The sequence below is a fragment of the Arthrobacter sp. 2RAF6 genome, from assembly GCF_052115205.1.
Lineage (GTDB): Bacteria > Actinomycetota > Actinomycetes > Actinomycetales > Micrococcaceae > Arthrobacter.
In genome coordinates this window covers 25,535-52,344 of the sequence record NZ_JBFRGF010000002.1, presented here as the reverse complement: position 1 = coordinate 52,344, position 26,810 = coordinate 25,535, and the positions used below count along the sequence as shown (strand labels likewise).

General features: G+C 64.3%; 24 protein-coding genes. 20 read left to right on the top strand and 4 right to left on the bottom strand.

Annotation, left to right across the window (positions count from 1 at the left end):
* Positions 1-6: 6 nt before the first annotated feature.
* The 5 genes from leuD to AB4Z38_RS01695 all read left to right on the top strand — a co-directional run bounded on the left by leuD (position 7) and on the right by AB4Z38_RS01695 (position 5,188).
* Positions 7-609 (top strand): 3-isopropylmalate dehydratase small subunit, encoded by a 603-nt coding sequence (gene leuD / locus AB4Z38_RS01715; RefSeq protein WP_441428109.1) that lies wholly within the window; start codon positions 7-9, stop codon positions 607-609.
* Positions 610-841: 232 nt separating this feature from the next.
* Complete coding sequence (gene murA, locus AB4Z38_RS01710; protein ID WP_441428108.1) at positions 842-2,167, top strand: UDP-N-acetylglucosamine 1-carboxyvinyltransferase; 1,326 nt, start codon at positions 842-844, stop codon at positions 2,165-2,167.
* Between the two features lie 11 nt (positions 2,168-2,178).
* On the top strand, positions 2,179-2,955 hold the full coding sequence (locus AB4Z38_RS01705) for a lysophospholipid acyltransferase family protein (protein WP_441428107.1): 777 nt from the start codon (positions 2,179-2,181) through the stop codon (positions 2,953-2,955).
* Positions 2,952-4,004 (top strand): NAD(P)H-dependent glycerol-3-phosphate dehydrogenase, encoded by a 1,053-nt coding sequence (locus tag AB4Z38_RS01700; protein ID WP_441428106.1) that lies wholly within the window; start codon positions 2,952-2,954, stop codon positions 4,002-4,004. Before AB4Z38_RS01705 ends, AB4Z38_RS01700 begins: the two co-directional genes overlap by 4 nt.
* 17 nt (positions 4,005-4,021) lie before the next feature.
* Positions 4,022-5,188, top strand: coding sequence for a D-alanine--D-alanine ligase family protein (locus AB4Z38_RS01695; protein ID WP_441428259.1), 1,167 nt, complete (start codon positions 4,022-4,024; stop codon positions 5,186-5,188).
* Between the two features lie 29 nt (positions 5,189-5,217).
* On the opposite strand, the gene AB4Z38_RS01690 is transcribed toward AB4Z38_RS01695, so the two are convergent.
* Positions 5,218-5,733, bottom strand: coding sequence for a DUF3515 family protein (locus AB4Z38_RS01690; protein WP_441428105.1), 516 nt, complete (start codon positions 5,731-5,733; stop codon positions 5,218-5,220).
* Between the two features lie 84 nt (positions 5,734-5,817).
* Here AB4Z38_RS01690 and thiL point away from each other — a divergent pair, with 84 nt between their 5' ends.
* From thiL to rsmD, 4 genes are read left to right on the top strand one after another with little or no spacing between them, the layout of a single operon-like run.
* Positions 5,818-6,831, top strand: coding sequence for a thiamine-phosphate kinase (gene thiL, locus AB4Z38_RS01685; protein ID WP_441428104.1), 1,014 nt, complete (start codon positions 5,818-5,820; stop codon positions 6,829-6,831).
* 22 nt (positions 6,832-6,853) lie between these two features.
* Positions 6,854-7,897 carry a DAK2 domain-containing protein gene (locus tag AB4Z38_RS01680; protein WP_441428258.1) on the top strand — a complete coding sequence of 348 codons (1,044 nt, stop codon included), beginning with the start codon at positions 6,854-6,856 and terminating at the stop codon, positions 7,895-7,897.
* Positions 7,887-10,166, top strand: coding sequence for an ATP-dependent DNA helicase RecG (locus AB4Z38_RS01675; RefSeq protein ID WP_441428103.1), 2,280 nt, complete (start codon positions 7,887-7,889; stop codon positions 10,164-10,166). The genes AB4Z38_RS01680 and AB4Z38_RS01675 overlap by 11 nt, the downstream gene beginning before the upstream one ends.
* A 51-nt stretch (positions 10,167-10,217) precedes the next feature.
* Positions 10,218-10,784 (top strand): 16S rRNA (guanine(966)-N(2))-methyltransferase RsmD, encoded by a 567-nt coding sequence (gene rsmD, locus AB4Z38_RS01670; protein ID WP_441428102.1) that lies wholly within the window; start codon positions 10,218-10,220, stop codon positions 10,782-10,784.
* Between the two features lie 61 nt (positions 10,785-10,845).
* On the opposite strand, the gene AB4Z38_RS01665 is transcribed toward rsmD, so the two are convergent.
* Together AB4Z38_RS01665 and AB4Z38_RS01660 are read right to left on the bottom strand one after the other, a co-directional pair.
* On the bottom strand, positions 10,846-11,634 hold the full coding sequence (locus AB4Z38_RS01665; protein ID WP_441428101.1) for a spermidine synthase: 789 nt from the start codon (positions 11,632-11,634) through the stop codon (positions 10,846-10,848).
* 2 nt (positions 11,635-11,636) lie between these two features.
* A complete protein-coding gene (locus AB4Z38_RS01660) occupies positions 11,637-12,866 on the bottom strand; it encodes an aminotransferase class I/II-fold pyridoxal phosphate-dependent enzyme (RefSeq protein WP_441428100.1) in 1,230 nt (409 codons plus the stop codon).
* Positions 12,867-12,971: 105 nt separating this feature from the next.
* Here AB4Z38_RS01660 and coaD point away from each other — a divergent pair, with 105 nt between their 5' ends.
* The 9 genes from coaD (at position 12,972) to ftsY (ending at position 23,599) form a co-directional block, all read left to right on the top strand.
* Entirely contained in the window at positions 12,972-13,457 is a 486-nt protein-coding gene (coaD, locus tag AB4Z38_RS01655; RefSeq protein ID WP_284984588.1) for a pantetheine-phosphate adenylyltransferase, read from the top strand.
* Between the two features lie 146 nt (positions 13,458-13,603).
* A complete protein-coding gene (locus tag AB4Z38_RS01650) occupies positions 13,604-14,131 on the top strand; it encodes a YceD family protein (protein WP_059387665.1) in 528 nt (175 codons plus the stop codon).
* A 32-nt stretch (positions 14,132-14,163) separates the two neighbouring features.
* On the top strand, positions 14,164-14,367 hold the full coding sequence (gene rpmF, locus AB4Z38_RS01645) for a 50S ribosomal protein L32 (RefSeq protein WP_028264646.1): 204 nt from the start codon (positions 14,164-14,166) through the stop codon (positions 14,365-14,367).
* 22 nt (positions 14,368-14,389) lie between these two features.
* Positions 14,390-15,139, top strand: a complete 750-nt coding sequence (gene rnc / locus AB4Z38_RS01640) for a ribonuclease III (protein ID WP_441428099.1) — start codon at positions 14,390-14,392, stop codon at positions 15,137-15,139.
* A 6-nt stretch (positions 15,140-15,145) separates the two neighbouring features.
* A complete protein-coding gene (gene mutM, locus AB4Z38_RS01635; RefSeq protein ID WP_441428098.1) occupies positions 15,146-16,126 on the top strand; it encodes a bifunctional DNA-formamidopyrimidine glycosylase/DNA-(apurinic or apyrimidinic site) lyase in 981 nt (326 codons plus the stop codon).
* A 147-nt stretch (positions 16,127-16,273) separates the two neighbouring features.
* Entirely contained in the window at positions 16,274-17,554 is a 1,281-nt protein-coding gene (locus tag AB4Z38_RS01630) for an MFS transporter (RefSeq protein ID WP_441428097.1), read from the top strand.
* Entirely contained in the window at positions 17,551-18,663 is a 1,113-nt protein-coding gene (locus AB4Z38_RS01625) for a hypothetical protein (protein ID WP_441428096.1), read from the top strand. Before AB4Z38_RS01630 ends, AB4Z38_RS01625 begins: the two co-directional genes overlap by 4 nt.
* Before the next feature lie 98 nt (positions 18,664-18,761).
* Entirely contained in the window at positions 18,762-22,355 is a 3,594-nt protein-coding gene (gene smc / locus AB4Z38_RS01620; RefSeq protein ID WP_441428095.1) for a chromosome segregation protein SMC, read from the top strand.
* A gap of 20 nt (positions 22,356-22,375) precedes the next feature.
* Positions 22,376-23,599 (top strand): signal recognition particle-docking protein FtsY, encoded by a 1,224-nt coding sequence (gene ftsY, locus AB4Z38_RS01615; RefSeq protein ID WP_441428094.1) that lies wholly within the window; start codon positions 22,376-22,378, stop codon positions 23,597-23,599.
* A gap of 67 nt (positions 23,600-23,666) precedes the next feature.
* On the opposite strand, the gene AB4Z38_RS01610 is transcribed toward ftsY, so the two are convergent.
* A complete protein-coding gene (locus AB4Z38_RS01610) occupies positions 23,667-24,911 on the bottom strand; it encodes an MFS transporter (RefSeq protein ID WP_441428093.1) in 1,245 nt (414 codons plus the stop codon).
* 227 nt (positions 24,912-25,138) lie between these two features.
* On the opposite strand from AB4Z38_RS01610, the gene AB4Z38_RS01605 reads away from it, so the two are divergent.
* Both AB4Z38_RS01605 and AB4Z38_RS01600 read left to right on the top strand, forming a co-directional pair.
* Positions 25,139-26,473, top strand: coding sequence for an ammonium transporter (locus AB4Z38_RS01605; protein WP_441428092.1), 1,335 nt, complete (start codon positions 25,139-25,141; stop codon positions 26,471-26,473).
* A complete protein-coding gene (locus AB4Z38_RS01600) occupies positions 26,470-26,808 on the top strand; it encodes a P-II family nitrogen regulator (protein WP_028264639.1) in 339 nt (112 codons plus the stop codon). The genes AB4Z38_RS01605 and AB4Z38_RS01600 overlap by 4 nt, the downstream gene beginning before the upstream one ends.
* Positions 26,809-26,810 lie beyond the last annotated feature (2 nt).

Below are 26,810 nucleotides of genomic sequence, written 5' to 3'. Positions count from 1 at the left end.
ATCCCCATGGAAAAGTTCACCACCCACACCGGCATCGGTGTCCCGCTGCGCCAGAGCAATGTGGACACAGACCAGATCATTCCAGCGGTCTACTTGAAGCGGATCACCCGTACCGGTTTCGAAGACGCCCTGTTCGCCGCATGGCGCAAGGACCCGTCCTTCATCCTGAACCAGGAACCCTTCAACGCCGGCTCCGTGCTTGTGGCGGGACCCGATTTCGGCACCGGTTCATCCCGCGAGCACGCAGTCTGGGCACTGAAGGACTACGGGTTCAAAGCCGTACTCTCCTCCCGGTTCGCGGATATTTTCCGCGGCAACTCGGGAAAGCAAGGGCTCCTGGCGGCCGAGCTTGCCCAGGACGACATCGAGCTCATCTGGAAAGTGCTCGAAAACGCGCCCGGCACCGAAGTCAAGGTGGACCTCGTGTCCAAGACCGTCGAGTGCGGAAACGTCGTGGCACCCTTCGAGATCGATGACTACACCCGTTGGCGCCTGCTGGAGGGCCTGGACGACATCGGGCTGACGCTCCAGCACGAGGAAGACATCACGGCCTACGAGGCCACAAGGCCTTCCTTCAAGCCGAAAACCCTGCCGGCGCGGATCCAGTAGCCGGAAACCTGGCTTCTGCACCTTGAAAGGACCGGTGGACCCGAAGGAACGGGTGCGCCGGTCCTTTTCGTGTGCGTGGTGCGTTTGGCGGGATGCGCGCTCGCGTCACCACCGGCTCCAGCAAACCCGACTTCGCCACGCCCCTCCATTTCGAATCGGTAACGTCAGCTTTTATGCTTAGCTGGAGCCTTCGTAAGTGTGGGGGCATCAACTCGTGAGGAAACCGGTATAGATGAGTAGTGTTCTGACAATCCGCGGCGGCGTCCCTTTGACCGGCCGCGTCACCGTCAGAGGTGCCAAGAACCTTGTTCCCAAGGCCATGGTGGCTTCGCTCCTCGGCAACGAACCCTCGGTGCTGCGGAACGTCCCGGAAATCAAGGACGTCGAAGTAGTCACCAGCCTGTTGCAGCTCCATGGCGTGACTGTTCAGAAGGATCCCGTCACCGGTGATCTCACCCTGGATCCCAAGAACGCGAAGACGGCTTCCAGTACGGCGATCGACGCCCATGCCGGGGACTCCCGCATCCCGATCCTGCTGTGCGGTCCGTTGATCCATGCCATCGGCGAAGCATTCATCCCCGATCTCGGCGGCTGCAAGATCGGCGACCGGCCGATCGATTACCACTTGAACGTGCTCCGCCAGTTTGGAGCCGTCGTCGAAAAGCGCCCGGGCGGCATCCACATTTCCGCTCCCAAGGGACTCCACGGCGCCAAGATCTCACTCCCGTACCCGTCGGTGGGAGCAACGGAACAAGTCCTGCTGAGTGCCACGCGCGCCGAGGGCATCACCGAACTCAGCGGTGCCGCCACTGAACCGGAAATCATCGACCTCATCGCCGTGCTGCAGAAGATGGGTGCCATCATCAGCGTCCAGACCGATCGCACCATCCGGATTGAAGGTGTTCGTGACTTGGGTGGCTACGACCACCGCGCACTGGCAGACCGCAATGAGTCGGCGTCGTGGGCTTCCGCTGCGCTGGTGACCCGCGGAGACATCTTCGTGGAGGGTGCTTCCCAGCGGGACATGATGACTTTCCTCAACACCTACCGCAAGGTGGGCGGCGGCATGGATATCCGCGAAAACGGCATCCGTTTCTACCACCCCGGCGGAAAGCTGAGCCCGCTCGTCCTTGAAACGGATGTGCACCCAGGCTTCATGACCGATTGGCAACAGCCGCTTGTGGTCGCCTTGACCCAGGCTGAAGGCGTATCGATTGTGCACGAAACCGTGTACGAAAACCGTTTCGGCTTCACCGACGCCCTGACCCGCATGGGCGCAACCATCCAGGTCCACCGCGAATGCCTCGGCAGTGTGCCGTGCCGCTTCGGCCAGCGCAATTTCCTGCATTCCGCCGTCGTCTCAGGCCCCACCCCGCTCAGGGGCACCGACATCGACATTCCGGACCTCCGTGGCGGATTCAGCCACCTTATTGCGGCGCTCGCCGCGACCGGCACCTCCAGGGTGACCGGGATCGACATCATCAACCGTGGCTACGAGCGCTTTACCGAAAAGCTCGCCGGGCTGGGCGCCGACTTCGACCTCACCGACTCCAAGTAACGGGGGACACCTTGAAGGAATCGGCCAAGAGCCGGGCCATGTTCGCTGTTCTCGCGGGAATTGCTCGTCCGCTCATGAACATCCTCATGGCAAAGAAGTGGGAGGGGACCGAAAAGCTCCCCGCGGGTGGCTTCATCGCCGCTCCGAACCATTGCACCGAGATCGACCCCATTGTGGTGGGGCACATGCTCTACAACATGAAACGTCCACCGCATTTCCTCGCGAAAGCGGGCCTCTTCAAGGCCCCCGTGCTGGGAAGCCTGTTGCGGGCCACGAACCAGATTCCCGTGGAGCGCTCGACGACGGGGGCGAACCGCTCGTTGCAAGCCGCCCAGGAAGTGGTGGATGCCGGCGGTGCAATCATCATCTATCCGGAGGGCACCTTGACGCGCGATCCGGATTTGTGGCCGATGAAGGGCCACACGGGGGCCGCGCGCCTGGCAATCCAGACCGGCGCCCCCGTGGTTCCCATTGCCCATTGGGGTGCCCAGGAGGTGTTCCCCCGCTACGCCAAACGCCTGCACGTCTTCCCGCGGAGGACCTCCCGCATCCTGGTAGGCGATCCCGTGGATCTCAGCGCTTTCCAAGGCCGGCCACTGGACCGGGCAACCCTGGTTGAGGCTACGGACATCATCATGGGTGCCATCACGGAGCTTCTTGCTACCTTGCGCGGGGAAGAACCGCCCAAGGAACGCTGGGACCCTGCCGCCCACAACCAGTCGAAGCACGGTCGCTTCCAAGCGACTGAAGGAACGCCGGGCACCGATGGCACGGACGGACAGAAGTGACCTCCGGGGAAGAACTCATAGCCGACACGGGTGTTGTCGCCGTGCTTGGCGCGGGATCCTGGGGTACGACGTTCGCAAAGGTCCTGGCGGATGCTGCAATTGCCAGCGGTGCGGAGCGCACTATCCGCATTTGGGGCCGGCGGGACGAAGTGGTTGCCCAGATCAATGCGGAGCACCGTAATGCCCAGTACTTGAAGGACATTGCGCTGCCCGATTCCATCACCGCCTCAACGGATGTGGCCGAAGTCCTTTCGGGCGCCGGAATCGTCATTCTGGCCGTGCCGGCGCAGTCGCTTCGGCTTCAACTGCGCAAATGGAGACCACTGGTGGCCCCTGGCGCCGTGGTCGTTTCCCTCATGAAGGGCCTTGAACTCGGTACGGATTCCCGCATGAGCCAGGTCATTTCCGAGGAACTCGACATTCCGCAGGAACGGGTCGCCGTTGTTTCGGGCCCCAACCTGGCAATGGAGATCGCGCGCCAGGAACCGACGGCTTCCGTGGTGGCCTGCAGCGACGAAGCTACGGCTGCATCGTTCGCGCTCTACTGCACCGCACCGTACTTCCGCCCCTACACGAGCAACGACGTGGTCGGCGTCGAAATCGGGGGTATCGTGAAAAACGTGATCGCCCTTGCCGTCGGTATCTGCGAAGGCAAGCAAATGGGCGACAATACCAAGGCCTCGGTGATCACGCGCGGGCTCGCAGAGACGTCCCGGCTGGCCCTTGCCCTGGGTGGCGAGGCACGCACGATGGCAGGCCTTGCCGGGCTGGGGGACCTCGTGGCTACCTGCTCTTCGCCCTTGTCCCGGAACCACACGGCGGGACGGTTGCTCGGCGAAGGTTTGACCCTGGATCAGGTCACCGAGCGTATGACGCAGACGGCGGAAGGCATCAAATCCGGGTACGCTGTCTACGAACTAGCCGGAAAACTCGGTGTCGACATGCCGATCACCGCGGCCGTGGTTGCCGTCCTCGAAGGCAAACTATCCGTTGATGAACTTGGGCCCAGACTCCTGGCCCGCTCCCTGAAGTCCGAAGGCGATTACTGACTGTGACCGAAGAATCCCTGTCTGCCGGAACTGCTGAGTCTGCCGGAACTGCCGAGTCCGCGAAGCCGGCCGAAAATCGGCGGCCTCGCGTCGCCGTACTCTTTGGCGGCCGATCCAGCGAGCACGCCGTCAGCTGTGTGACGGCGGCCGGCGTCATGGGCGCTATCGACAAGAGCAAGTACGACGTCGTCCCCATCGGGATAGCCAAGTCGGGGCAGTGGGTGATCCCCTCCGCTGACATCAGCCAGTGGTCGCTGAGCGCCTCGGCCTTGCCCGAGGTCTTGCCTTCGGGAAAGACCGTAACCCTCGCTGAAGTGGGCGGAGCCCACCAATTGATCGTCACGGCCCCGAATGCGGTGCCGGAGGAACTGGGCTCCGTGGACGTCGTGTTTCCGCTCCTGCACGGCCCTTGGGGCGAAGACGGCACCATCCAGGGTCTCTTGGAGCTGTCCGACACCCGCTACGTGGGAGCCGGAGTCCTCGCATCCGCCGTCGGCATGGACAAGCATTACATGAAGGTCGTTTTCGAGGCCGCCGGACTTACTGTGGGACCGTATGTCGCCGTCACTGACCGTGAATGGATCAACGACGCCGAAGCCGTGCGCAAACGCGTGGACCGCCTCGGCTTTCCGGTCTTCGTGAAGCCCGCCCGCGCCGGTTCCTCGATGGGAATCTCCAAAGTGGATTCGATGGATGATTTGGACGCCGCTATCGAAGAAGCGCGCCGCCACGACCTCAAGCTGGTGATCGAGGCCGGAATTATTGGCCGCGAAATCGAGTGCGCCGTCCTCGAAGGACGTGGTACTGCGGCCCCGCGAACCTCCATGCCGGGGGAAATCGCCGTCGCTCCAGGCGAACACGATTTCTATGACTTCAACGCCAAATATGTGGAGGACGGCGCGGCAGCCCTTAGCTGCCCGGCCGATATTCCGGATGAGGCGATTGCCCGCGTCCGTGAGCTTGCTGCGGCTGCGTTCGATGCTGTGGGTGCCGAAGGTCTCAGCCGGGTGGACTTTTTCTACACTCCGGACGGCGAACTCATCATCAACGAGATCAACACGATGCCCGGATTCACCCCGAAGAGCATGTATCCGCAAATGTGGGCGGCTTCCGGGCTGGGTTATGCCGAGTTGATCGACGAACTCATCTACCTGGCGCTCAACCGGAAAACCGGCCTGCGCTGATAACCGGCCTGCGCTGATAAACCGCCCTGCTACTTGCCAGGGGTGCTCGTGGGCAGGTTCTGCAGCAGCTCCGGCTGGCCGATGCACTTGCGAACGGCCTTGATTTTCGCCGCCGCGGGAGCCAGATCGGCAAGGACCGTGGCGGAGCTGATCTTGTTCGGGTCCATGAGGATTTCAGTGGCGGGCTCGCGCCCGTACGTGGTCAGGGTCCACACCGGGTCGCCTTCCTTGATGACCCAGTCGACGTCGTTGACGGTGACGCAACGGTCCGTGGTGGGGCCGGGTATGTTGACGCCGCAACGCAGGATCAACACAGACGGATCGCCCCATGCCGCCGTGGCCTGGCTGTTGGTCTTCCGCAGGGCGGCGTCTCCGATGGTATCCGGGAGCGACACCATCATGGGTGCACAGGCAGCATTCGCGGCATCAGCCGCGGGCTTGACGTCGACGACGGGAGAGCAGGCTGCAAGGGCAAGGACCGAAACCGCCGCGGCTGTCAAGGAACAGAGGGCGCGGACGAACACAGCGGCTTTCGTTTGTTGCATTGGTCAAGCCTATCGCGGCTGCGTCAAGCCCCCGGCGCCAAGGGACAGCCCTTTGTTGTCGGCGGTTCGCGATAGCGTAGAGCTGTGTCCATAGAACAACAGACTGTCGGCGAGCTCTCCGAAGGAGAGCTCCTCGCGCGCATCTTTCCGCGCCTGAACCACAGCAGCAGCGTGCTTCTCGGGCCGGGGGACGACGCCGCCGTCGTCGCCGCCCCGGATGGCCGGACCCTTATTTCCATCGACACCCAGACCCAGGACCAGGACTTCCGCCTGGAATGGAACAACGGATACCGGACCACAGGGTATGACGTCGGCTGGAAATCGGCCGCGCAGAATCTCAGCGACATCAACGCGATGGGTGGTACCGCAGTGTCCCTTGTCGTCAGCTTGACCATGCCGCCCGGCACTCCGGTGCATTGGGTTGAGGACTTCGCGGATGGCCTGACGGCCGGCATCGTCGGCTTGGGGGCTGCCGATTGTTCAGTTGCCGGGGGAGACCTGGGCCGTGGCCGCGAAATCGCGGTGACCGTCGCCGTCGTCGGGACAATGCACGGGCTCCCAGCTGTCTTGCGCTCCGGGGCCCGTCCGGGAGACATCCTGGCCCTTGCCGGAACTGTTGGACGCGCCGCAGCCGGCCTGGCCCTGCTCGAAAGCACCATACCCGTTGGCAAGCTGAGCGCTGCCCAGCGCGGACTCATGGACAGCCAGTGCCGTCCGCAGCCGCCTCTTGCCGCAGGACCTCAGGGTGCCAAGGCAGGAGCAACGGCCATGATGGACGTCTCAGACGGTCTCTTGCGCGACGGCGCCCGCCTCGCCGAAGCCAGTAGCGTCGCACTCGACCTCGACCCCGTCGCGCTCAAGTCCCTCGCCGCTCCCTTGGAAGCTGCCTCGGCGATTCTTGGCCTTGATCCCATGGACTGGATCCTGGCGGGCGGAGAAGACCATGGCCTGCTGGCGACATTTCCAGCAAATGTTCAGATACCTTCCGGCTTCACTGCGATAGGCTCGATCCAGGCCGTTGCCGAAGGACAGCACAGCGGCGTCCGGATAGCGGGAATGCCCGCTGACACCGTGGGATGGGATCACTTTGCAGACTAAGATTGCCGCCAATACGCACGCCATGAAGCGGTGGCTGGGCAAAGCGGAGACGACGCTCGGGAACCACAGCGACCGTCTCAACGCCATCAACATCTTCCCGGTGGCAGATGGCGACACCGGCACCAACCTCTACCTCACTGTCCGCGCCGCCGCGGCAGCATCCGGCGATCGTTCGGCCGCGGACGAGCCGGTAAACGACGTCGGCTCCGTTCTGGCCGCGGCAGGACGGGCGGCCATGGAGCAGGCCCGGGGTAACTCCGGAACACTCTTCGCTGTCTTCTTGTGCGCATTGGCTGAGCCGCTGGCCGGGCACGCGCGCCTCAGTGCGCCCCTGCTGGCAGCCGCCCTCAACCGGGCCCAGATCCGGGCTTGGTCGGCCTTGAGCGAGCCGGTACCGGGCACCATGCTTTCCGTTCTCGAAGCCGCAGCCAGGGCAGCGGGAGATTGCGATACCGCGCACAACGGCGATGACAGCAACCAGGCGCTGGGACTGGCCCTTGATGCTGCCGTCAATGCCGCGCTGGATGCAGTAGTGCGAACCGAGGACCAACTTGCTCCGCTACACGCCGCCCATGTGGTGGACGCGGGCGGGGTGGGCATGTTGTTGATCCTGGACTGCCTTCGTTCGGCCGTGCTCGGGGAGGAACTCCAGGATGAGCTCCTGGACGGGCTGCACGGCTACGACCTGCAGGATCCGCACATCCATGCGGGAATGCCTGACGACGACGGCGTCGAGGTCATGTGCACCATCAACCTTTCACCGCTGGCCGCTGCCACGCTCCGTCAGCGCTTGGACGAACTCGGCGACTCCGTCATCATGAGCCAGGTGGGCAGCGCGAGCCCGGCGGGCAGCCCGTCTGGACCGAATGACGCCGTGGACGACGATGACGACGAGGACGCCGCGGAAGCCAGCTACCGGTGGCGCGTGCATGTCCACGTTCCGGAAGCCGAACCTGCCGTGGCCGTCATCCGCTCACTCGGCGACCCCACCGACATCTCCGTCAGCCAGCTCTCGATGCCGCGCGACCCAGGCCTTCCGGCAGGCCAGCACGGGCATGAATACTGAGCTTCACCTTTCCCTCGAGCGGAGGATCGGCAAACGCTCCGCGTCGGTCATCGGGAAGCACCTTGGCCTGGACACTGTCGGGGAGTTGCTGAACTACTTTCCCCGCCGTTACCTGAGCCGCGGGGAGCTGACGCCCATCAGCAACCTGCCATTGGATGAAGAGGCCACCCTCATCGCCAGGGTCCTGTCCAATTCAACCCGGCAAATGCGTGCAAGGCGGGGATCGTTGACGGACGTCGTGGTCACGGACGAGGCCAGCGGTGAGCAGATTCCCGGAACCCTGAAAATCAGTTTCTTCAACGGCTTCCGTGCCCGCGCCGAGCTTCAGCCGGGGCGCCGTGTGATGTTTTCCGGCAAGGTCAGCCGCTACGGTGGATCCTTGGGAATGACCAATCCGGACTTCATGCTGCTTGACGAGGACCCGGAATTGGCCGGTTCCGTCGATCCGGAAAAGCTGGCGGCTATGCCCATTCCCGTGTACCCGGCCACCGCTAAGCTCACCAGTTGGTCCATCCACAAGGTCATCACCACGCTCCTGGACACCATCGATGTGGACGGCATCGAGGATCCGCTCCCTGCTGAAATCGCGTCCCGGGAGAAATTCCTTGGGGTGGGGGAAGCGTACCGGCTGATCCATTCGCCGGAAACGGCGGCAGACTGGCAGAGTGCCCGTGACCGGTTCCGCTACCAGGAAGCACTGGTTCTGCAGACTGCGCTGGCGCGGCGCCGGGCCCAGCTGGCTGCCGAAGAGGCCACCGCTCGCCGGCCCGTGCCCGGAGGCCTCCTTGCTGCCTTCGACCGGCAGCTGCCGTTCACACTGACTGCCGGCCAGGCCGCGGTCGGCAAGACGCTTTCCCACGAGCTGGCACAGGACTCGCCGATGAACCGCCTGCTGCAGGGCGAAGTTGGTTCCGGAAAAACGATCGTGGCCTTGCGGGCCATGCTGCAAGTGGTGGATGCCGGCGGGCAGGCGGCTCTGCTTGCCCCCACGGAGGTCCTCGCGGCACAGCATTTCGATTCCATCCGGAGGACCCTGGGCCCGTTGGCCCGCGACGGTTTGTTCGGAGGTGCCGGGATGCTAGGCGGGGCCGGATTGTCGGACAGCGACCCCGGGAGTGGCCCGGGGTCGGTCCACGTCACCTTGCTGACAGGGTCCATGCCGACGGCTGCCCGCAAGCAAGCGATGCTGGACGCGGCCTCGGGCAACGCCGGCATTGTGATCGGCACCCACGCGCTGCTGAGTGACAAAACCTCGTTCCAGGACCTCGGCCTGATCGTGGTGGACGAGCAGCATCGCTTCGGGGTGGAGCAGCGCGACGCCCTGCGTGCCAAAGCCAACCGGCCGCCCCACCTTCTCGTGATGACCGCCACCCCGATTCCGCGCACTGTGGCCATGACGGTCTTCGGCGACCTCGAAACGTCGGTGCTGGACGAACTCCCGGCAGGCCGGGCACCCATCTCCACCCACGTCGTCGGGCTCGCGGAAAACCCGGGCTGGGCGGGCCGGATCTGGAAACGCTCGCGGGAAGAGATCGACGCCGGCCACCAGGTGTACGTCGTGTGTCCCAAGATCGGAGACGACGACGACGGCGACTTCAGCCCGGGCGAAGCGGAACCAAGCGACGCCGAACTTTCGGAGGAGGGCCCCGCGAGGGAGCTTGCTTCGGTGACCGCCGTCGTCGAAACGCTCAGCCAGGAGCCGGCCCTCCGCGGCGTGCGGGTGGAGCCCCTCCACGGACGGCAGGATCCGGCCCTCAAGTCCGAAACCATGGCCTCATTCACCGCCAACCAGACCCAGCTGCTGGTCTCCACCACGGTCATCGAGGTGGGGGTGGATGTCCATAATGCCACGCTGATGGTGATCCTTGATGCTGACCGCTTCGGTATTTCGCAACTCCACCAGTTGCGCGGGAGGGTGGGCCGCGGCGGTCTTCCAGGCACGTGCCTGCTGGTCACGACGCTCGAGCCCGGCCATCCGAGCCGCAGGCGCCTCGATGCCGTTGCGTCCACTACCAACGGCTTCGAACTTTCCCAGGAAGACCTCAAGCTGCGCCGCGAAGGCGATATCCTGGGCGCCTCGCAATCCGGTGGGCGTTCCACCCTTAAGCTGTTGCGGGTGCTGGAACATGAGGACGTGATCGCCCGCGCCCGCACCGATGCCCAGCGGCTTGTCGCGGACGATCCCGGGCTGGAGGGCCAACAGGCCCTGGCCGCCGCGATTGACGAATATCTGAACCCCGAAAAGGAGGCGTTCCTTGAACGCGGCTGAGGAATCCACACCTGTTGGCACGCCCGTGTGCGCCGCCCCCGGAGTTGGCCGGTGAGCCGGATCATTGCCGGCGTGGTCGGCGGCAATCCGCTGGTCAGCGTTCCCGGAAACGCCACCAGGCCCACGACGGACCGCGTCAAGGAGGCCTTGTTCTCGCGGCTCGAGGCCCTCGACGCCATCGACGATGCCCGGGTCCTGGATCTTTATGCGGGTTCGGGGTCGCTCGGCATCGAAAGTGCCAGCCGGAGCGCGCGCTCGGCCGAACTCGTGGAATCCGACGCGCGCGCCTCCGAGGTCTGCCAGCGAAACGCAGACATGGCCAACCAGGTGCTGGGACGCAGGATTGTTTCCGTCCATCGTTCCAAAGTGGAGTCCTTCCTGGAACGCGCGGCGGATGACGTCCTCTGGGACCTGGTGTTCCTGGATCCGCCCTATCCTTTGGATGAGCCTTCCCTCAAGGCTGTCCTCGCCAAGCTCGCCTTCCACCTGGATGAAGGCGCGGTGGTCGTCGTCGAGCGTTCCTCACGGTCCCCGGAACCGGACTGGCCGGACACCCTCGAACGGTTTGCCGACAAGAAGTACGGCGAAACCAAGCTCTGGTTCGCCGAACCCGTCTAGCGGGTCCCTGGCCGGGGAACCGGCGCTAACCCGAAAGGCGGCGCTAGCCCCATAGGCGGCGCTAGCCCGATAGTCGGTCCAACTCCACCCCGCTCAGCACCGCCGCGGGGTGCGGCCCCCGGGCGAGGAGTTCCGCCGTCCAATCGGCCGGCCACGGCCGGCGCGTCCCCACCAGGATGATGTTGCCCGGGTACCGGCCGGCGAACATGCCGGCCTCGGCGAAGGCCGCAACGTCGGGCATCGCCCGACGCATCGCGGCGACTTGGCTGCGCACCAGGGTCAGGGCTGCCTCGTCGCCGACATTGACGATGAGCACCCCATCGGGCCGGAGCCGCGCCTCGGCCTCTTCATAGAATTCCTGGCAGGCAATATGTGCCGGAGCCTCGGGACCGGAGAAGATGTCCAGGATCACGACGTCGAACCCGAGTTCCGCGGGCAGCTCGGCGAGGGTTTCGCGTGCGTCGCCGATATGCGTCTCCAAGCGGGTGCCGTCCGGCATGGGCAACTTCTGCAGCACGAAGTCGAGCAATTCACGTTCGAGTTCGACGGCGTGCTGTTCCGAACCGGGCCTCGTCGCCTCGATGTAGCGGGCCAGGGTCAACGCCCCCGCGCCGAGATGAAGGGCAGTGATGGCTTGCCCGCCTGGCGCGAGCAGATCCACCACATGGCCGATCCTGCGCAGGTACTCGTAGAAGATTTCCGCGGGTTCCGCGAGATTGACGTGGGATTGCTCGGCGTCGCCGATGCGCAGGATGTAGGCGCCGTCAATCAGCGTGTCGGCTTCGATCGCGGCGTGTTGGCCGGTGGTCCGCAGGAAACGCTGTCCCTCGTGATTTTGCCCCCTTGACACAGTCAGAGCTTGTCCCGCAGGGTGGCCAGCCTGGCGGCCGCTTCTTCCAATACTTCGGTCTTCTTGCAGAACGCGAATCGGAGAAGGCTTCGCGTCCTCTCCGCGCCTTCCGGGTGGCAAAACACGGGAATGGGGATCGCTGCCACCCCTACGAGCCCCGGCAGCCTTCGTGCCAAGTCCACGGAGTCGCTGATGCCGAGGGGCGCCGTGTCGACGTTGATGAAGTATGTGCCCTTCGGCGTGTAGACGCCGAAGCCGGCGGCCCGCAGTCCCTCGGCCAGGATGTCCCGCTTGTGCTGGAGAGTGGACGCAATGCCGGTGTAGAACTCATCAGGTAGGGCAAGGCCTACGGCGATCGCACTTTGGAAAGGGGTGCCGGAACTGTAGCTGAGGAATTGTTTGACGGTGCGGATCGCCGCCACAAGGTGGGCCGGTCCACTGAGCCAGCCGATCTTCCAGCCGGTGAACGAGAACGTCTTGCCGGCCGAGGAAATCGTGACACTTCGTTCGGCCGCTCCGGGGATGCTGGCGACCGGAAGGTGCTGCACACCGAAGGTGAGGTGCTCGTAGACTTCATCGCTGAGGATCACGGCATCGTATTTCCGGGCGAGCTCGACGACGCGTTCCAGCACCTCGCGCGGGAAGACCGCGCCAGTGGGATTGTGCGGGTTGTTGAGGAGCACAACCTTGGTGCGCTCACTGAATGCCGATTCCATGGCATCCACGTCCGGAAGGAAGTCCGGCGCCAGCAGGGGGGCGGTCACATGCTTGGCCCCGGCGAGTCCGATGATGGCGCCATAAGAGTCATAGAAGGGCTCGAAGGTCAGCACCTCGTCGCCGGGTTCGATGAATGCGAGCAATGAGGCGGCGATGGCTTCAGTCGCCCCGGTGGTCACAATGACCTCGGTCTGCGGGTCCGGGGTCAGTCCGTAGAATCGTTCCTGGTGTTCGGCGATCGCCTCGCGAAGTTCAGGGATGCCTTTGCCTGGTGCGTACTGGTTGGCTCCCGCCGTAATGGCTGCCTGCGCCGCTGCCTTGATTTCCGCCGGACCGTCCTCGTCCGGGAATCCTTGGCCCAGATTGATGGCGCCGGTGGATATTGCCAAGGTGGTCATCTCTTCGAAGATGGTCACTCCGAGGCTGCCGTTGGCCGAAAGCAGGTTGGCTCCGCTTGCGGCTCGTTGCCAAGGGGCGACGGACGTATTCTCGCTGGGAGAGGCCGGGCTCGTCACTGTGGGGCTGCCTTCCTGGGTGCTGGCTTCCGGCTCGTCCGGCCCGCCGTTTCAGCCATGGTATCGCCATAGTGCCTGCCGCCCCGGATGCGGTAGGTTCGAACCATGAGACGCGCAGTGTGCCCTGGCTCCTTCGACCCTATCCACAACGGACATCTGGAAGTCATCGCCAGGGCCGCCGGCTTGTTCGATGAAGTCGTCGTCGCGGTGTCCACCAACTACGCCAAGAAATACCGCTTCAGCCTGGAAGAACGCATGGACATGGCTCGGCAGACCCTTGCTTCCTTGCGGGGCATCATCGTGGAGCCCATGGGCGAGGGACTGCTGGCCGAATACTGCAGGCACCGGGGAATTTCGGCGATCGTCAAGGGCCTGCGCTCGTCCTCGGATTTTGACTACGAACTTCCCATGGCCACCATGAACCGCCAATTGTCCGGCGTCGAGACTGTCTTTCTTCCGGCGGAGGCGCATTACCTGCATTTGTCCTCCACGCTCATCAAGGAAATCTCCCTCCTGGGCGGTGATGTCTCTGATTTCGTGCCTAAATCGGTGCTCAAGAGGCTCCTCGCTGGCGGGTCGGCAGCGGAGTAGTCCCGCAGCGGGTAAGCTGGATCGGTACCTCGGGCAGAACGCGTTGTAATTGACCCGGTTTGAGTCCGCTCGCGCGTTCAGGCTAAGATGGTACGTCGGTCATATGTTCTACAGGAGTTCTCATTAAGCGAGATGCAAGTTCGCCTTTGACGCTGGACGTCAAGGACCTCGGACGTAGTCCAGGCAGCATGCGGACGCTCACGGAACATGTACCCGCGCCAAGTGACCTTGGCGTGGCACTCATTGGCGTTCAGGAAGGCTCGGATATCGAGCTCGACCTGAGGCTTGAGGCCGTACACGAAGGAATTTTGGTATCTGGAACCGTGTTCGCTGAAGTCAAGGGCGAATGCGGACGATGCCTGGATCCCCTTGCGTATGACCTTGAGGTCAATGTGCAAGAACTTTTCTTCTATGAGGGCGTCGAGCTTTCGGACGAAGAAGACGATGAAGAGCAACGTCGAGTCGAGCACGATCTAATCGATCTTGAACCGGTGTTGCGGGACGCGGTTGTAACCATGCTGCCGTTCCAGCCGGTGTGCCGGGAAGACTGCCAGGGCCTTTGCTCAATATGCGGAGTGCGTCTGGAAGACGAGCCGGGGCACCACCACGAGGACCTGGATCCTCGCTGGGCTGCCCTAGCTGAACTGGCTAAGACCGACCGGCAAACTGATTAGTAAGTGTTGACTAAAAGAGAAATGAGATAGCCGTGGCTGTTCCCAAGCGGAAAATGTCTCGCGCAAATACACGCGCCCGCCGTGCCCAGTGGAAGGCAACTGCCCCCAACTTGGTCAAGACCATCGAAAACGGACAGGTTGTTTACAGCCTGCCGCACCAGGCAAAGGTCGTAACCGACTCTGCCGGGACTGCGCTGTTCCTTGAATACAAGGGCCGCAAGGTCGCAGACGTCTAAATCCGCCACAAGGCTGACAAGGATGTCTTCAACTGAAGAGCTTCTGAAGCGTCTCGGTGTCTCCATTGACGCCGAGACGCTTCGTCTTGCTCTGACACATCGTTCATACGCGTATGAAAATGGCGGGATTCCCACCAACGAGCGCCTCGAATTCCTGGGCGACTCCATCCTGGGCTTCTCCGTGACCGATTCGCTCTACCGCGACAATCCGGCACTGCCGGAAGGCGAACTCGCGAAGCGACGCTCCGCCGTCGTCAGCACCCGCGCCTTGGCGGGTATTGGCAGGGACCTCGGCATCGGCGAATTCATCTACCTCGGGCAGGGCGAAAGGCTCACCGACGGTAAGAACAAGTCTTCAATCCTTGCGGACACCATGGAAGCCCTCATTGGTGCCACTTATCTTTCCAACGACATTGAGACCGCCCGGCAGCTCGTCATGCGGCTCGTTGGTCCCTTGCTCAAGGATGCCGCAGCCCTCGGGGCCGGCACCGACTGGAAGACCAGCATGCAGGAGCTTGCCGCGAGCCGGCAGCTCGGGTCCATCTACTATGCCGTCGAAGGCTCCGGGCCGGACCACGCGCGCAGCTTTGAGGCAGTGCTCCAGATCGGCGGCACCGCCTATGGCAAAGGCACGGGCCACTCCAAAAAGGAAGCCGAGCAGGAAGCCGCCGCAGATGCGTGGCGCACCCTCAACAGCAAAGTCACACTGAACAGCAAAGTTACGCTGAACGGCAAAGCCGACTCTCCGGCTGATCCTGCGCACAGCGCCTGATTCCACATGCCGGAACTGCCCGAAGTCGAAGTGGTCCGCCGCGGCCTGGCACGTTGGGTGCGCGGCCGGACCATTACGTCCGTGGACGTCCTTGACCCCCGTTCCATCCGCCGCCACTCGTTGGGCACGGAAGACTTTATCGGCAACCTTGAGAACTCGACGGTTTTGGATGTCGTCCGCCGGGGTAAGTTCCTGTGGATGCCCCTACGGACCGAGGAAACCCGCGCCGCGGGCGGCACCGGCGAAGCGATCCCCGTCGAAGCGATGCCCGGCGTCGCGCTGATGGCGCACCTCGGCATGAGCGGGCAGCTCCTCATGCAGGCCCCCTGGGTTCCCGATGAGAAGCACCTCAAAGTCCGTCTCCGCCTCAGCAGTTCCGACGGCATGCCCGAGGAGTTGCGGTTTGTGGACCAACGGATCTTCGGCGGACTGTTTGTCACGTCCCTTGTACCGACGCCCGACGGCGGTCCCGGCGGCCAGGGCGAGACGCCCCTTCCGGAAATTGCCGAAGAAGCCTCGCACATCGCCCGCGATCCGCTGGATCCGCACTTTTCCTTTGACGAGTTCTACCGCAAGGTCAAAGCCCGGAAAACAGGGCTCAAGCGCGCCCTGTTGGATCAGGGCGTTATCTCCGGGATAGGCAACATCTACGCCGATGAAGCCCTCTGGCGGGCCAGACTCCACTATGCCAAGCCGACAGACACCCTTAAGCGGGCTGATGCCCTGAGGGTCGTCGATGCCGCGAAGGAGGTCATGAGCGATGCCCTCGCGGCCGGCGGGACGAGCTTTGATTCGCTTTACGTCAATGTCAACGGAGCTTCGGGATACTTTGCCCGGTCCCTGGATGCCTATGGCCGGGCGGGCGAGCCGTGCAGGCGTTGTTCCGCTGTTGGACTTCCGGGTGTGATCAAACGCGAGCAATTCATGAACCGCTCCTCGTACAGTTGCCCGATCTGCCAGCCGAAGCCGCGCAACGGCCGCTGGTAGCAGACCGGAAATCCTGGACGGGCACGTAAAACAGGTAGTACTACGCTACTCAATTCCTCCCTCCCGGTGACAGACTGCCGCCATGGAAGCCTGGGCTGTCAGGATCGCCGGACGCCACGGGTTAGGAGACGAGAGAACGGGCCGCCTGTGTACATCTCGATGGCTGACCGCACCGGCGGCAAGACCGACCCCGCCACAGCAGGCACGGAACTGCCGGCCGGTCCGAGGGTCGCCTTCCGGTTGTCGCCTGTCATCCTCTGGCTCGGAATCGTCAGTATGGCCACCGATATTTCCTCCGAGTCAGTCTCGGCCATCTTGCCCCTGTATGTCACGGGTTTCCTAGGCCTCTCCACCATCGCTTACGGGTTCATTGACGGGCTCAACCAGGGCGCCAGCGCCCTTGTGCGAATTGCTGCGGGCTGGGCATCCGACCGCACCGGGCACCCGAAGCGGGTGGCCATGGCCGGCTATGGGCTGTCCATGCTGGCACGGATCGGGCTCCTGTTCCTTGGCGGATTCTGGTCGCTCATCGGGATCGTCGCCGGTGACCGCATCGGCAAGGGCATCCGGACAGCGCCGCGAGATGCCCTGATCCTGGCGGAAGCCCAGCCGGAACATCTGGCCAGATCTTTCGGCGTGCACCGGATGCTGGACAATATCGGCGCCGCAGCAGGGCCGTTGCTGGCGTTCCTGGTCCTCCTGCTGATCCCGAACGGGTACGGCACGGTTTTTGTAGTCTCGGTGGCGTTCGCCGTGATCGGCGTAGCGGTGTTGGTCTTGGTGGTGCCGGACCGGAGGACGCCGCGCGCCGCAGAGGCGCGGACAAGCGCACGTCCTGCCTTCAGATGGAGCCGGTTGAGGGAACCCGGACTCACGAGGCTGCTTGTGACGGCCGGGCTGTTGGCCCTGCTGACTGTTGGGGACGGCTTTATCTACCTGGTCCTGCAGGCCCGGGACTCGTTCGCCGTGCAATGGTTCCCGCTGCTCTATGTGGGAACGAATATCTTCTACCTCGTCCTGGCGGTTCCGATGGGGCGGCTTGCAGATCGCTGGGGCCGGGTCCGGGTGTTCCTCGGCGGCCACCTTGCCCTGCTGGCCTGCTATGTGCTGGCTGCGGCCCCCTTTGGAGGGATCGGTGTCACGGCGGCTTGCCTGATGCTGTTGGGGCTGTTCGCCGCTGCCACCGATGGCGTGCTGGCAGCGCTTGCCGGCCGCTTGGTCAGGCCGGAGAAGGTGGCCACCAGCATCGGCGCCGCCCAGACCGTCGTCGCTCTATGTCGGATGGCGGCGTCAGCGGGTTTCGGGATCCTCTGGTTCGCCATCGGAGCGTCAGCCGCCATGCTGACAGCCGCCGTCGTGTTGGCTGCCGTGCTGGCGGCCACGGCAGTGCTCATGGGCACGTCCCGGAAACAGGCGGCCGACGCATGACGCCGCGCAGCCGGAAGCCGGCCGCGGAAAGGGGGGCTGCAATCCGGCCCACCACCCAGGGACGGACCGGCGAAACAACCGGGCAACGGTTGATGATCAGCAGGCAGCGCGTCATAGCGCTGCTGGTTATCACGGTGACGGCCATCGCGGCGGCTGGAATCTATGCGGCGCTGGAATTCCAGGGTGCCAAAGCGAGCCAAGCCGCGCCGCCCCCTGTTGAAGTCACCACGTCCGAGACCTTGCCGATGGCACCTTTTGTTCTGTTCCGCAACACCGCCCCGGGCCAAGGCTTCGGCGATGCTGCGACAGTACCGTTGACGGATCCGGAAGGCCCGAGGGCATTGAGCGGAATAGCCTGTGACCGGGTCTACGGCACGGTCGAGATGGCGTTCTGCCTGCAGACCAAACACGAGCTCGCTACAAACTTCCAGGCCTCGGTGTACGACAGCCATTGGAAGCAGACGGCGAGCTGGCCTCTTCCAGGCATCCCGAGCAGGGCACGGACCAATTCCAACGGTTCGCTGATGGCCTCCACCGTTTTCGTGTCCGGCCACTCATACTCCGCAGCCGGATTCTCAACGGAAACCGTCATCCGGGACCAGTCCGGGCCGGTCAGCGGAAACCTCGAAAGCTTCGCCCTGATCTTGGACGGAAACAGGATCAAGGCCACCGACAGGAACATCTGGGGCGTCACCTTCGTCCCAGGGCAGCCGGATGTCTTCTATGCAACGGCCTCCTCCCAGGGCAAAATCTGGCTGGTAAAGGGGAGCATCGCCGGGCGGACGCTCACTGTGGTCCGCTCGGGGATTGAATGCCCCTCCGTATCCCCGGACGGCAACCGCATCGCCTACAAGAAGAGTGACACCGGCTCCCTGACCGGCCACCGCCGTATCGCCGTCCTGGACCTCGCCAGCGGCAAGGAGACCGTGCTGTCCGAGCAGCAGAGCATCGACGACCAGATTGAGTGGCTGGATAACTCCACCCTGCTGTACGGCCTGCCGCGTAACGGCTCCGAAGCTGACAGCGACATCTGGTCGATCAGGACCGACCCGTCCGCGCCGCCTGCCCTCTTCATTGAGCATGCATGGTCTCCGTCAGTTGTCCGGTAGTACGCCCAGCCGCAGCCAATCCGGGCCATTCGGCGGGAGAGCGGTAGATTTAGGCCGTAAAGCAGCCGCTGCCGCCATTGAAAGAGAACCGAAACACCTTGCATCTGAAAAGTTTGACTGTCCGGGGATTCAAGTCGTTCGCGTCGGCCACGACGTTCGACTTCGAGCCGGGCGTCACCGCCGTTGTCGGCCCCAACGGTTCGGGCAAATCCAATGTGGTTGACGCGCTGGCCTGGGTCATGGGCGAACAAGGTGCCAAGACCCTGCGCGGCGGCAAAATGGAAGACGTCATCTTCGCCGGCACATCGGGCCGGCCCCCTCTGGGCCGCGCGCACGTTGCCCTGACAATCGACAACGCCGACGGCGCCCTGCCGATCGAATACAGCGAAGTCACCATTTCCCGCACGCTGTTCCGGACCGGCGGGTCCGAGTATGCCATCAACGGCTCGCCATGCCGCCTCCTCGACATCCAGGAACTGCTCTCGGATTCAGGCCTTGGCCGGGAGATGCATGTGATCGTGGGGCAGGGGCAGTTGGACCGTGTCCTGCACGCCACCCCCGAAGACCGCAGGGGATTCATTGAAGAAGCCGCAGGCATCCTCAAGCACCGGCGTCGCAAGGAAAAGACCGTCCGCAAGCTGGAAGCCATGCAGGCGAACCTGCAACGCCTTGGCGACCTCACGGCGGAAATCCGCCGTCAACTCACTCCTCTGGGCAAACAGGCCGAAGTCGCCCGCCGCGCCCAGACGGTGCAGTTCGACGTCCGTGACGCCAAGTCCAGGCTGCTGGCGGACGATATCTTCCAGCTCACCCGGGCGTTGCAGAAGGACGTCGCCGACGAAGCCGCGTTGAAAGCGCGCCGCGAGGTAGTCGAAGCGGAGCTCGGCGCGGGCCGCCAACGCCAGATCCGACTTGAGCAACTCGCAGCTGAGGCCACACCCAGGCTCAATGCCGCCAGGGACAACTGGTACCAGCTGTCGGCAACCAGGGACCGGCTTCGCGCCTTGGGATCGCTCGCGACCGAGCGCCGCCGTCTCCTTGGTGCCTCCGATGCTGCCCCGGATTCAGGCCGGGACCCGGACCATCTGGACCGGCAGGCCGCCAGGGTCCGGCAGGAACAGTCGGAGCTCGAGCACGACATCCTGGCGAAGCAAGCCGCGCTACTCGAGTCCACGGCGGCCAAACAGGAAGCCGAGAACCTGGCCGCGGCCGAGGACAAACGCCTGACGGCCGTGTTGCGGGCAGCAGCCGATCGCCGTGAGGGCCTCGCGAAACTCGTCGGTCAATTGGCTGCCGCACGGTCCCGGGCCGAGGCAGCCGAGGCTGAGCGGGGCAGGCTCAGGGACTCGCTGACGGCTGGCGAGGAACGCCGTCGGCACGCACAAAGTGAGTTTACGGCCCTCGAGTCGCAAGTGGCCGGCGTCGAAGACGGCGAAGAAAGCCTCGACGCCGAATACGAGGACGCCAGCGCCCTTCTTGACGAGATCAACGCCGAGATCGAAGCGCTGAAAGCCGCCGAACGCGATGAAGTCCGCGAACGCGATGCGCTTACGGCCCGCCGCGATGCTTTGCAGCTTGGACTCAATCGCAAGGATGGCTCGTCGCGCCTTCTGTCCTCGGACCACCCGGGAGTCCTCGGTTCGCTGGCCTCCCTCCTGACGGTGGAGCCCGGGTATGAGACCGCCGTGGCCGCAGCACTTGGCAGTGCCTCCGACGCCGTCGTGGTGGCGGACAGCGCCGGGGCCGTCGCCGCGATGCAGCTGTTGAAGGACGCCGACGCCGGACGCGCCTCGCTTTTGGTGGCAGGCGCGGTATCCTCGGCGGGTCCGGAGCTTGGCCTGCAGGAATTGCCGACGTTGCCTGACGGAGCGCGCTGGGCCGCCGAGCTGGTGGCGACTGACGCCCCCGAAGCGAGCGGCGCAAGGACAATCCTGGCGTCCACCGCCGTCGTCGACGACTTGCACGCGGCGGCGAGCTTCATTGCCGGCAACCCGACGCTCACTGCGGTGACCCGCGAAGGCGACGTCTTCAGGGCCCTGACGGTGGACGGTGGATCGGCCACGGCACCGTCGCTCCTCGAGGTCCAAGCGGCAGTGGACGACGCCGACACCAGGCTCCTGGAGCTCACCACCCGTCTCGAGCGGGGAAAGTTCGCGCTCGCTGGAGCCGAAGCACGCCGGGCCGATGCCCAGGAACGGGCGAACGCGGCGCTGGACAAACTCCACGACTCGGATGCCCGCCTGGCCGCCGTCGCGGAACGGCTTGGCCACCTGAATTCGCAGTTGCGCAGCGCCGTCGCGGAACGCGATCGAATGGCGGAGTCCCTGGCCAAGGCCGAACTGAACATCGCCGTGGCAGAGGAATCCCTTGAGCTTGCGGCGGAACGGCTGGCCGCGGCAGAAGAAGCCCCACAGGAAGAAGAGCCTTCCACGGAGCGCCGCGATGCCTTGGCCAAGGCTGCCAGCGAAGCCCGGTCCCGTGAGATGGAGGTCAGGCTGGGGTTGCGGAGTGCCGAAGAACAGCTCGCCGCAACCAGCAACCGGGCCGCATCCCTCGAACGGGCCGCCGCGAGCGAACGGCGGGCACGCGAGGAAGCCGCGCGCCGGGCCATGCGCCGCAAAGCCCAAGCCGAGCGGGCCGCCGCCGTCGCTTCCGCCGTCGAACAGGCTGTGCGTTTCGTTGACGCGTCAGTGGACCTGGCCGCCCGCGCCCGCGACCTCGCCGAGGCCGTGCGGGAGCAGCGCGAAAAGGAACTCGGCGATGTCCGGAGCAGTAACGGGACATTGGCCCAGGAGCTGGCGGGACTGACGGACTCTGTCCACCGCGACGAACTCGCCCGAGCCCAGCAAAGGCTCAGGATCGAAGCGTTGGAAACCCGCGCCATCGAGGAGCTGGGCCTGTCGGCGGAACAACTCGTGGCCGACTTCGGTCCGGAGCAGCCGGTTCCCGTCCCCGCCGCTACTGTCGACAAGTGGGCAGAACTCCGCGCGCCGGTGGACGAAGACGGTAACGCCATTGTCGAGGGTGTTCCCTTTGTCCGCGCCGAGCAGGAGAAACGGCTCCGCAAAGCCGAACGGGACCTCGCCGCCCTTGGCAAAGTGAACCCCTTGGCCCTTGAGGAATTTGCCGCACTTGAGGAACGCCACCAATTCCTGAGCACGCAGCTGGAAGACCTCAAATCCAGTCGCAAAGACCTTTTGGACATCATCAAGGAAGTTGACAACCGCGTCCAGCAGGTCTTTGCCGAGGCCTTCGCGGATACCTCCAAGCAGTTCGACCACGTCTTTGCGCGGCTCTTCCCCGGCGGGGAGGGCAAATTGGTGCTGACAGACCCCGATGACATGCTGACCACCGGCATCGAAGTGGAGGCAAGACCTGCCGGCAAGAAGATCAAGCGGTTGTCCTTGCTCTCCGGTGGCGAACGGTCGCTGACGGCTGTCGCGTTGCTCGTGGCGATTTTCAAGGCGCGGCCTTCGCCGTTCTACGTCATGGATGAAGTGGAAGCCGCGCTGGACGATACGAACCTGGGCAGGCTCATCACGATTTTCGAAGAGCTGCGCGAGTCCAGTCAGCTGATTGTCATTACACACCAGAAGCGGACCATGGAAGTTGCGGACGCCCTCTACGGAGTGACCATGCGGGGCGACGGCGTGTCAACTGTCATCAGCCAGAGGCTCGGTGCCGAGGTCTAGCTTTGTGAGAAGCTAGGGGAGTGAACGATCTCCTCCCCATTATTTTGTCCATTGTCGCTGCCATCGTGGTGGTCGGAGGGCTGATTCCTGTCCTGCTCAAGGCGCGGAAGTCCTCCTCGACTTACGCTGGAACGCGCGACGCCAACGATCCCGCCGCCAAGGCGCCGGCAGGCGGCGGAACGATCGTCGACGACGCCCCCGGGACCGCACCGGACCGCACGGCGCCCGGACCCGTCGTCGAACCCTCCGACCTTGCCGTACCCGAGACGGACGTTCCGGACGACGCCGCGGGACTGGAACTTATCCAGGTGGAGACCCCCGCGCCTGTCGAGGGCCGCCTCAACCGGCTTCGGGCGCGGTTGGTCAAGTCCAACAGCATTCTCGGCAAGGGGCTCCTGGCCCTGCTTTCGAGCGACAAGATCGACGAAAACGTCTGGGACGAAGTCGAAGAAACACTCCTCCTTGCCGACCTCGGCACCGAGCCAACCATGCAGTTGGTCGATGCTTTGCGCGCACGCGTAAAGGTCCAAGGCACCCGCAGCCCGGAGGACGTCAAGGCACTCCTGCGCGAGGAACTCATCAAGCTCGTGGACCCCACGATGGACCGCAGCCTCAACATGGAACGCAAGGGAGCCCACCCGGCCATCATGATCGTCGTCGGCGTCAACGGGGTCGGCAAGACCACCACCGTCGGCAAACTGGCGCGCGTTCTCGTCGCCGAAGACAAGGACGTCCTGTTGGGCGCAGCCGACACCTTCCGTGCAGCCGCTGCGGAGCAGCTTGCCACCTGGGGCCAGCGTGTCGGCGTCGCAACCGTCAGGTCGCACGTCGTCGGCGCGGACCCGGCTTCTGTCGCCTATGAAGCCGTCAAGGCCGGCATTGAGCAGGAAGTGGATGTCGTCATGATCGACACCGCCGGCCGCCTGCAAAACAAGGTCGGCCTCATGGACGAGCTGAGCAAGGTCAAGCGCGTCATCGAGAAACTGGCCGAGGTGGACGAAGTCCTGCTGGTACTGGACGCGACCACCGGCCAGAACGGACTGAACCAGGCAAAGGTCTTCTCCGAAGTAGTCAACATCACGGGAATCGTCCTCACGAAGCTCGACGGCACCGCGAAGGGCGGGATCGTCGTCGCGATCCAAAAGGCTCTCGGCGTGCCGGTCAAGCTCGTTGGCCTCGGCGAAGGCCCGGACGACCTCGCGCCGTTCGAAGCCGAAGCCTTCGTCGACGCCCTGCTCAACTAGGTGCGTCCTGCCCAACTCACTCGCAGTTGTTGTCGTTTTGAAGGCTCTTAACGACATTAACTGCTAGTCAGTTGGGGGAGTCGATGCTTTCCGGGCCACGCTGCATCGGCTCGCGCGCCGTGGACCAGCCGACGGCGGCGAGCACGAGGATGCCGCCGGTTGCGCCGAATGCCCAGCCATAGCCAAGTCCATCGGCCAGGAGGCCGACCAGGACGGGGCCCACGATGGCTCCGGCGTCGGAGGCCATCTGGAAAACCGCCAGCACCTTGCCGCCGGAGCGGGCACGACCGATGATGTCCCCGACGGCGGCCTGCTGGGCAGGGTTCAGCAAGCCGGAGCCGAAGCCGGCCGCAGCAGACGCCGCGAAAAACGCGGGAAGATTGCCCGTCAAGCCGATGGTGGCGGTAGCCAGGCCGGTGACGACCAGTCCCAACAGCATCATGGGTTTGCGGCCGAAACTGTCAGCCATCCGGCCGGAAAAGGTCAGCGCCAGCGCGTTTCCTCCTGCAAACACGGCCAGCGCCCAACCCGCCGAGGCCGATCCTCCGGCCAGCACAACCACCGCGAACAGTGGCACGGTAGCCATGCGCACGCCGAAGGTCGCCCAGCCGTTGCTGAAACTGGAGAACAGGGCGGCCCGGTAGGCAGAATCGCCCAGGGCCTCCCTCATGCGCATTGCCGGCCCCGCCGCGCCACCGTGCTTCGCTACGTTTGAACTGCCCGTGAGCTGCGTGCGTACCACCAAGGCCGCCAGCACCAGGGCTGCCGCGTAGGCGAGGAACGGGACGCGCAGGCCGAAACCGGCCAGCAGCCCGCCAACCACGGGCCCCAGGACGCTGCCGATCAGGAAGGCGGAGGCGTACGCGCCGGAGACCCGTCCACGGCTTTCCGGAGGGGCGAGCCTGATCAACAGGCCCATCGCTGCAACGGTGAACATCACGGAACCGGCTCCGCCAAGGCCCCGGAAGACCAGCAGCTGCCAATAGTTCTGGGCGAAGGCGCAGGCCGCCGTCGACGCCGCCACAATCAGCAACCCTGCAATGTATATGGGACGCTCGCCGAAGCGGCCCATCAGGGCACCCCCGGCCGGAGCGAACACCAAGCGCATGAAGGCGAAAATACTCACGATCACCGCGGCTGCCGTTGCGCCGACGTCGAAAGTCGTGGCGAACTGGGGGAGCACGGGCGCGACGAGGCCAAAACCCAGTGCAATCAGGAACGCTGCCGCCAACATCACCTTGATGTCCCGTGGCATTGCAGCCTTCGCGGCCCTCGCTCCTTGATTGGCGGGGGATTCGGGGCTTGCGGTCATGGTGTCGGGGTCCTCTGGGTAGTACGAACGAAGGGGAAAGTGGAACTGACGAAACATATCCGTAACAAGGCTGATATGCACCATTTACGTTCGAGAAGTTCTTGTAACAGCCCCGCAATCTAAAACCTTCGCAGGTGAAACACTGCCCCGCAAAACTCTTATGTAGAACGCAAATGCGTTGGGACAGGCGGCAAAGTCCGCAACAAAGAGCAGAGAGGACGTAGACCATGGAATTCAGCGCCGGTCTCGTTTGGCTCCTGGTCGCGTCAGCCTTCGTGCTGTTCATGACCCCGGGCCTGGCATTCTTCTATGGCGGCATGACCCGTGCCAAGGCCGCCCTGAACATGATGATGATGAGTTTCATCGCCATCGGCACAGTGACCATCGTCTGGGTCTTGTGGGGCGCATCGATGTCCACGAGCAACACGGACAACTTCTTCCAGCTCTTCGCGAACCCGTTCAGCCACTTCGGTCTGCACAACTTCACGGATCCCGCTGACCTCCTCAAGGTAGGCTATGCGGCCACCTTCGCGATCATCACCGTGGCCCTGATCTCCGGTGCCATCGCGGACCGTGCCAAGTTCTCGGCCTGGACGCTCTTCACCCCGATCTGGGCCACCCTGGTCTACGCACCCATGGCTTACATGGTGTGGGGCGGCGGGCTCTTCTCCAAGGACGGCTGGTTCGGCCAGACTTTCGCCCCGGTCATCGACTTTGCCGGTGGCACCGTGGTGCACATCAACGCCGGTGTGGCCGGCCTGATCCTCGTCCTGATCATCGGCAACCGCAAGGGCTTCGGCAAGGACCCGAACCACCGCCCGCACAATGTGCCCCTGGTCATGCTCGGTGCGGCCATCCTCTGGTTCGGCTGGTTCGGCTTCAACGCCGGTGCAGCAGCAACTGTCGAGCAGGCGGGCCTCATCTGGATCAACACCCTGACCGCTCCGGCAGCGGCCATGCTCGGCTGGCTTATCGTGGAGCGCATCCGTGACGGCCACCCAACGTCGCTCGGAGCTGCTTCGGGTGTCGTCGCCGGCCTGGTCGCCATCACCCCCGCTTGTGCCAACGTTTCCCCGCTCGGCGCCATCGCCCTCGGTGTTGCAGCCGGCGTTGCCTCGGCCCTCGCCGTCGGCCTGAAGTTCAAGCTCGGCTACGACGACTCCCTGGATGTCGTCGGCGTCCACCTCGTGTCCGGCATCATCGGCACGGTGGCCATCGGCTTCCTCGCCACTCCGACCCAGGGTGCAGCCGGCCTGTTCTACGGCGGCGGTACTACCCAGCTGGTTGCACAGTCCCTCGCAGCGCTTTGCTCGATCGTCTTCACCGGCGTCATGACCTTCATCATCGCCTACCCGATCCACAAGCTCATGGGCTTCCGCATCTCCGAACGCCAGGAAATCGCCGGCGCAGACCTCAGCCTGCACGCCGAGACGGCATACGAGTTCGGCGTCGGCGGCCACGGAGGAAGCTTCCAGCCCCTGCACGACCTCATCACCGGCAAGGCATCGTCCGAGGCAGCTGACGAAGTATCCGTATCAGGCAAGGAGAGTGTCCAGGCATGAAACTCATCACGGCGATCGTCCGCCCGGAGAAGCTCGACGCCATCCGCGAGGGGCTCGAAGCATACGGGGTACAGGGACTGACGGTCAGCGCGGCCAGCGGCTACGGGCGGCAGCGCGGTTACACCGAGGTGTACCGCGGGGCCGAGTACAACGTGGACCTTCTTCCGAAGATCCGCGTGGAAGTCCTGGCCACGGATGAGCAGGCAGACGACATCCTCGATGTCCTGATTGCTTCCTCCAACACCGGCCGTGCCGGCGACGGCAAAGTCTGGACCGTAGACGTCTACGAAGCCGTCCGTGTGCGCACGGGCGAGCGAGGCGCAGCAGCCATCTAAGG

Bases quoted from the DNA above. Each gene is read 5' to 3' on its own strand.
- leuD (WP_441428109.1), top strand. From the start codon at position 7: ATGGAAAAGTTCACCACCCACACCGGCATCGGTGTCCCGCTGCGCCAG.
- murA (WP_441428108.1), top strand. From the start codon at position 842: ATGAGTAGTGTTCTGACAATCCGCGGCGGCGTCCCTTTGACCGGCCGC.
- AB4Z38_RS01690 (WP_441428105.1), bottom strand. From the start codon at position 5,733: ATGCAACAAACGAAAGCCGCTGTGTTCGTCCGCGCCCTCTGTTCCTTG.
- AB4Z38_RS01680 (WP_441428258.1), top strand. From the start codon at position 6,854: ATGAAGCGGTGGCTGGGCAAAGCGGAGACGACGCTCGGGAACCACAGC.
- AB4Z38_RS01675 (WP_441428103.1), top strand. From the start codon at position 7,887: ATGAATACTGAGCTTCACCTTTCCCTCGAGCGGAGGATCGGCAAACGC.
- coaD (WP_284984588.1), top strand. From the start codon at position 12,972: ATGAGACGCGCAGTGTGCCCTGGCTCCTTCGACCCTATCCACAACGGA.
- rnc (WP_441428099.1), top strand. From the start codon at position 14,390: ATGTCTTCAACTGAAGAGCTTCTGAAGCGTCTCGGTGTCTCCATTGAC.
- mutM (WP_441428098.1), top strand. From the start codon at position 15,146: ATGCCGGAACTGCCCGAAGTCGAAGTGGTCCGCCGCGGCCTGGCACGT.
- AB4Z38_RS01625 (WP_441428096.1), top strand. From the start codon at position 17,551: ATGACGCCGCGCAGCCGGAAGCCGGCCGCGGAAAGGGGGGCTGCAATC.
- AB4Z38_RS01610 (WP_441428093.1), bottom strand. From the start codon at position 24,911: ATGACCGCAAGCCCCGAATCCCCCGCCAATCAAGGAGCGAGGGCCGCG.
- AB4Z38_RS01605 (WP_441428092.1), top strand. From the start codon at position 25,139: ATGGAATTCAGCGCCGGTCTCGTTTGGCTCCTGGTCGCGTCAGCCTTC.
- AB4Z38_RS01600 (WP_028264639.1), top strand. From the start codon at position 26,470: ATGAAACTCATCACGGCGATCGTCCGCCCGGAGAAGCTCGACGCCATC.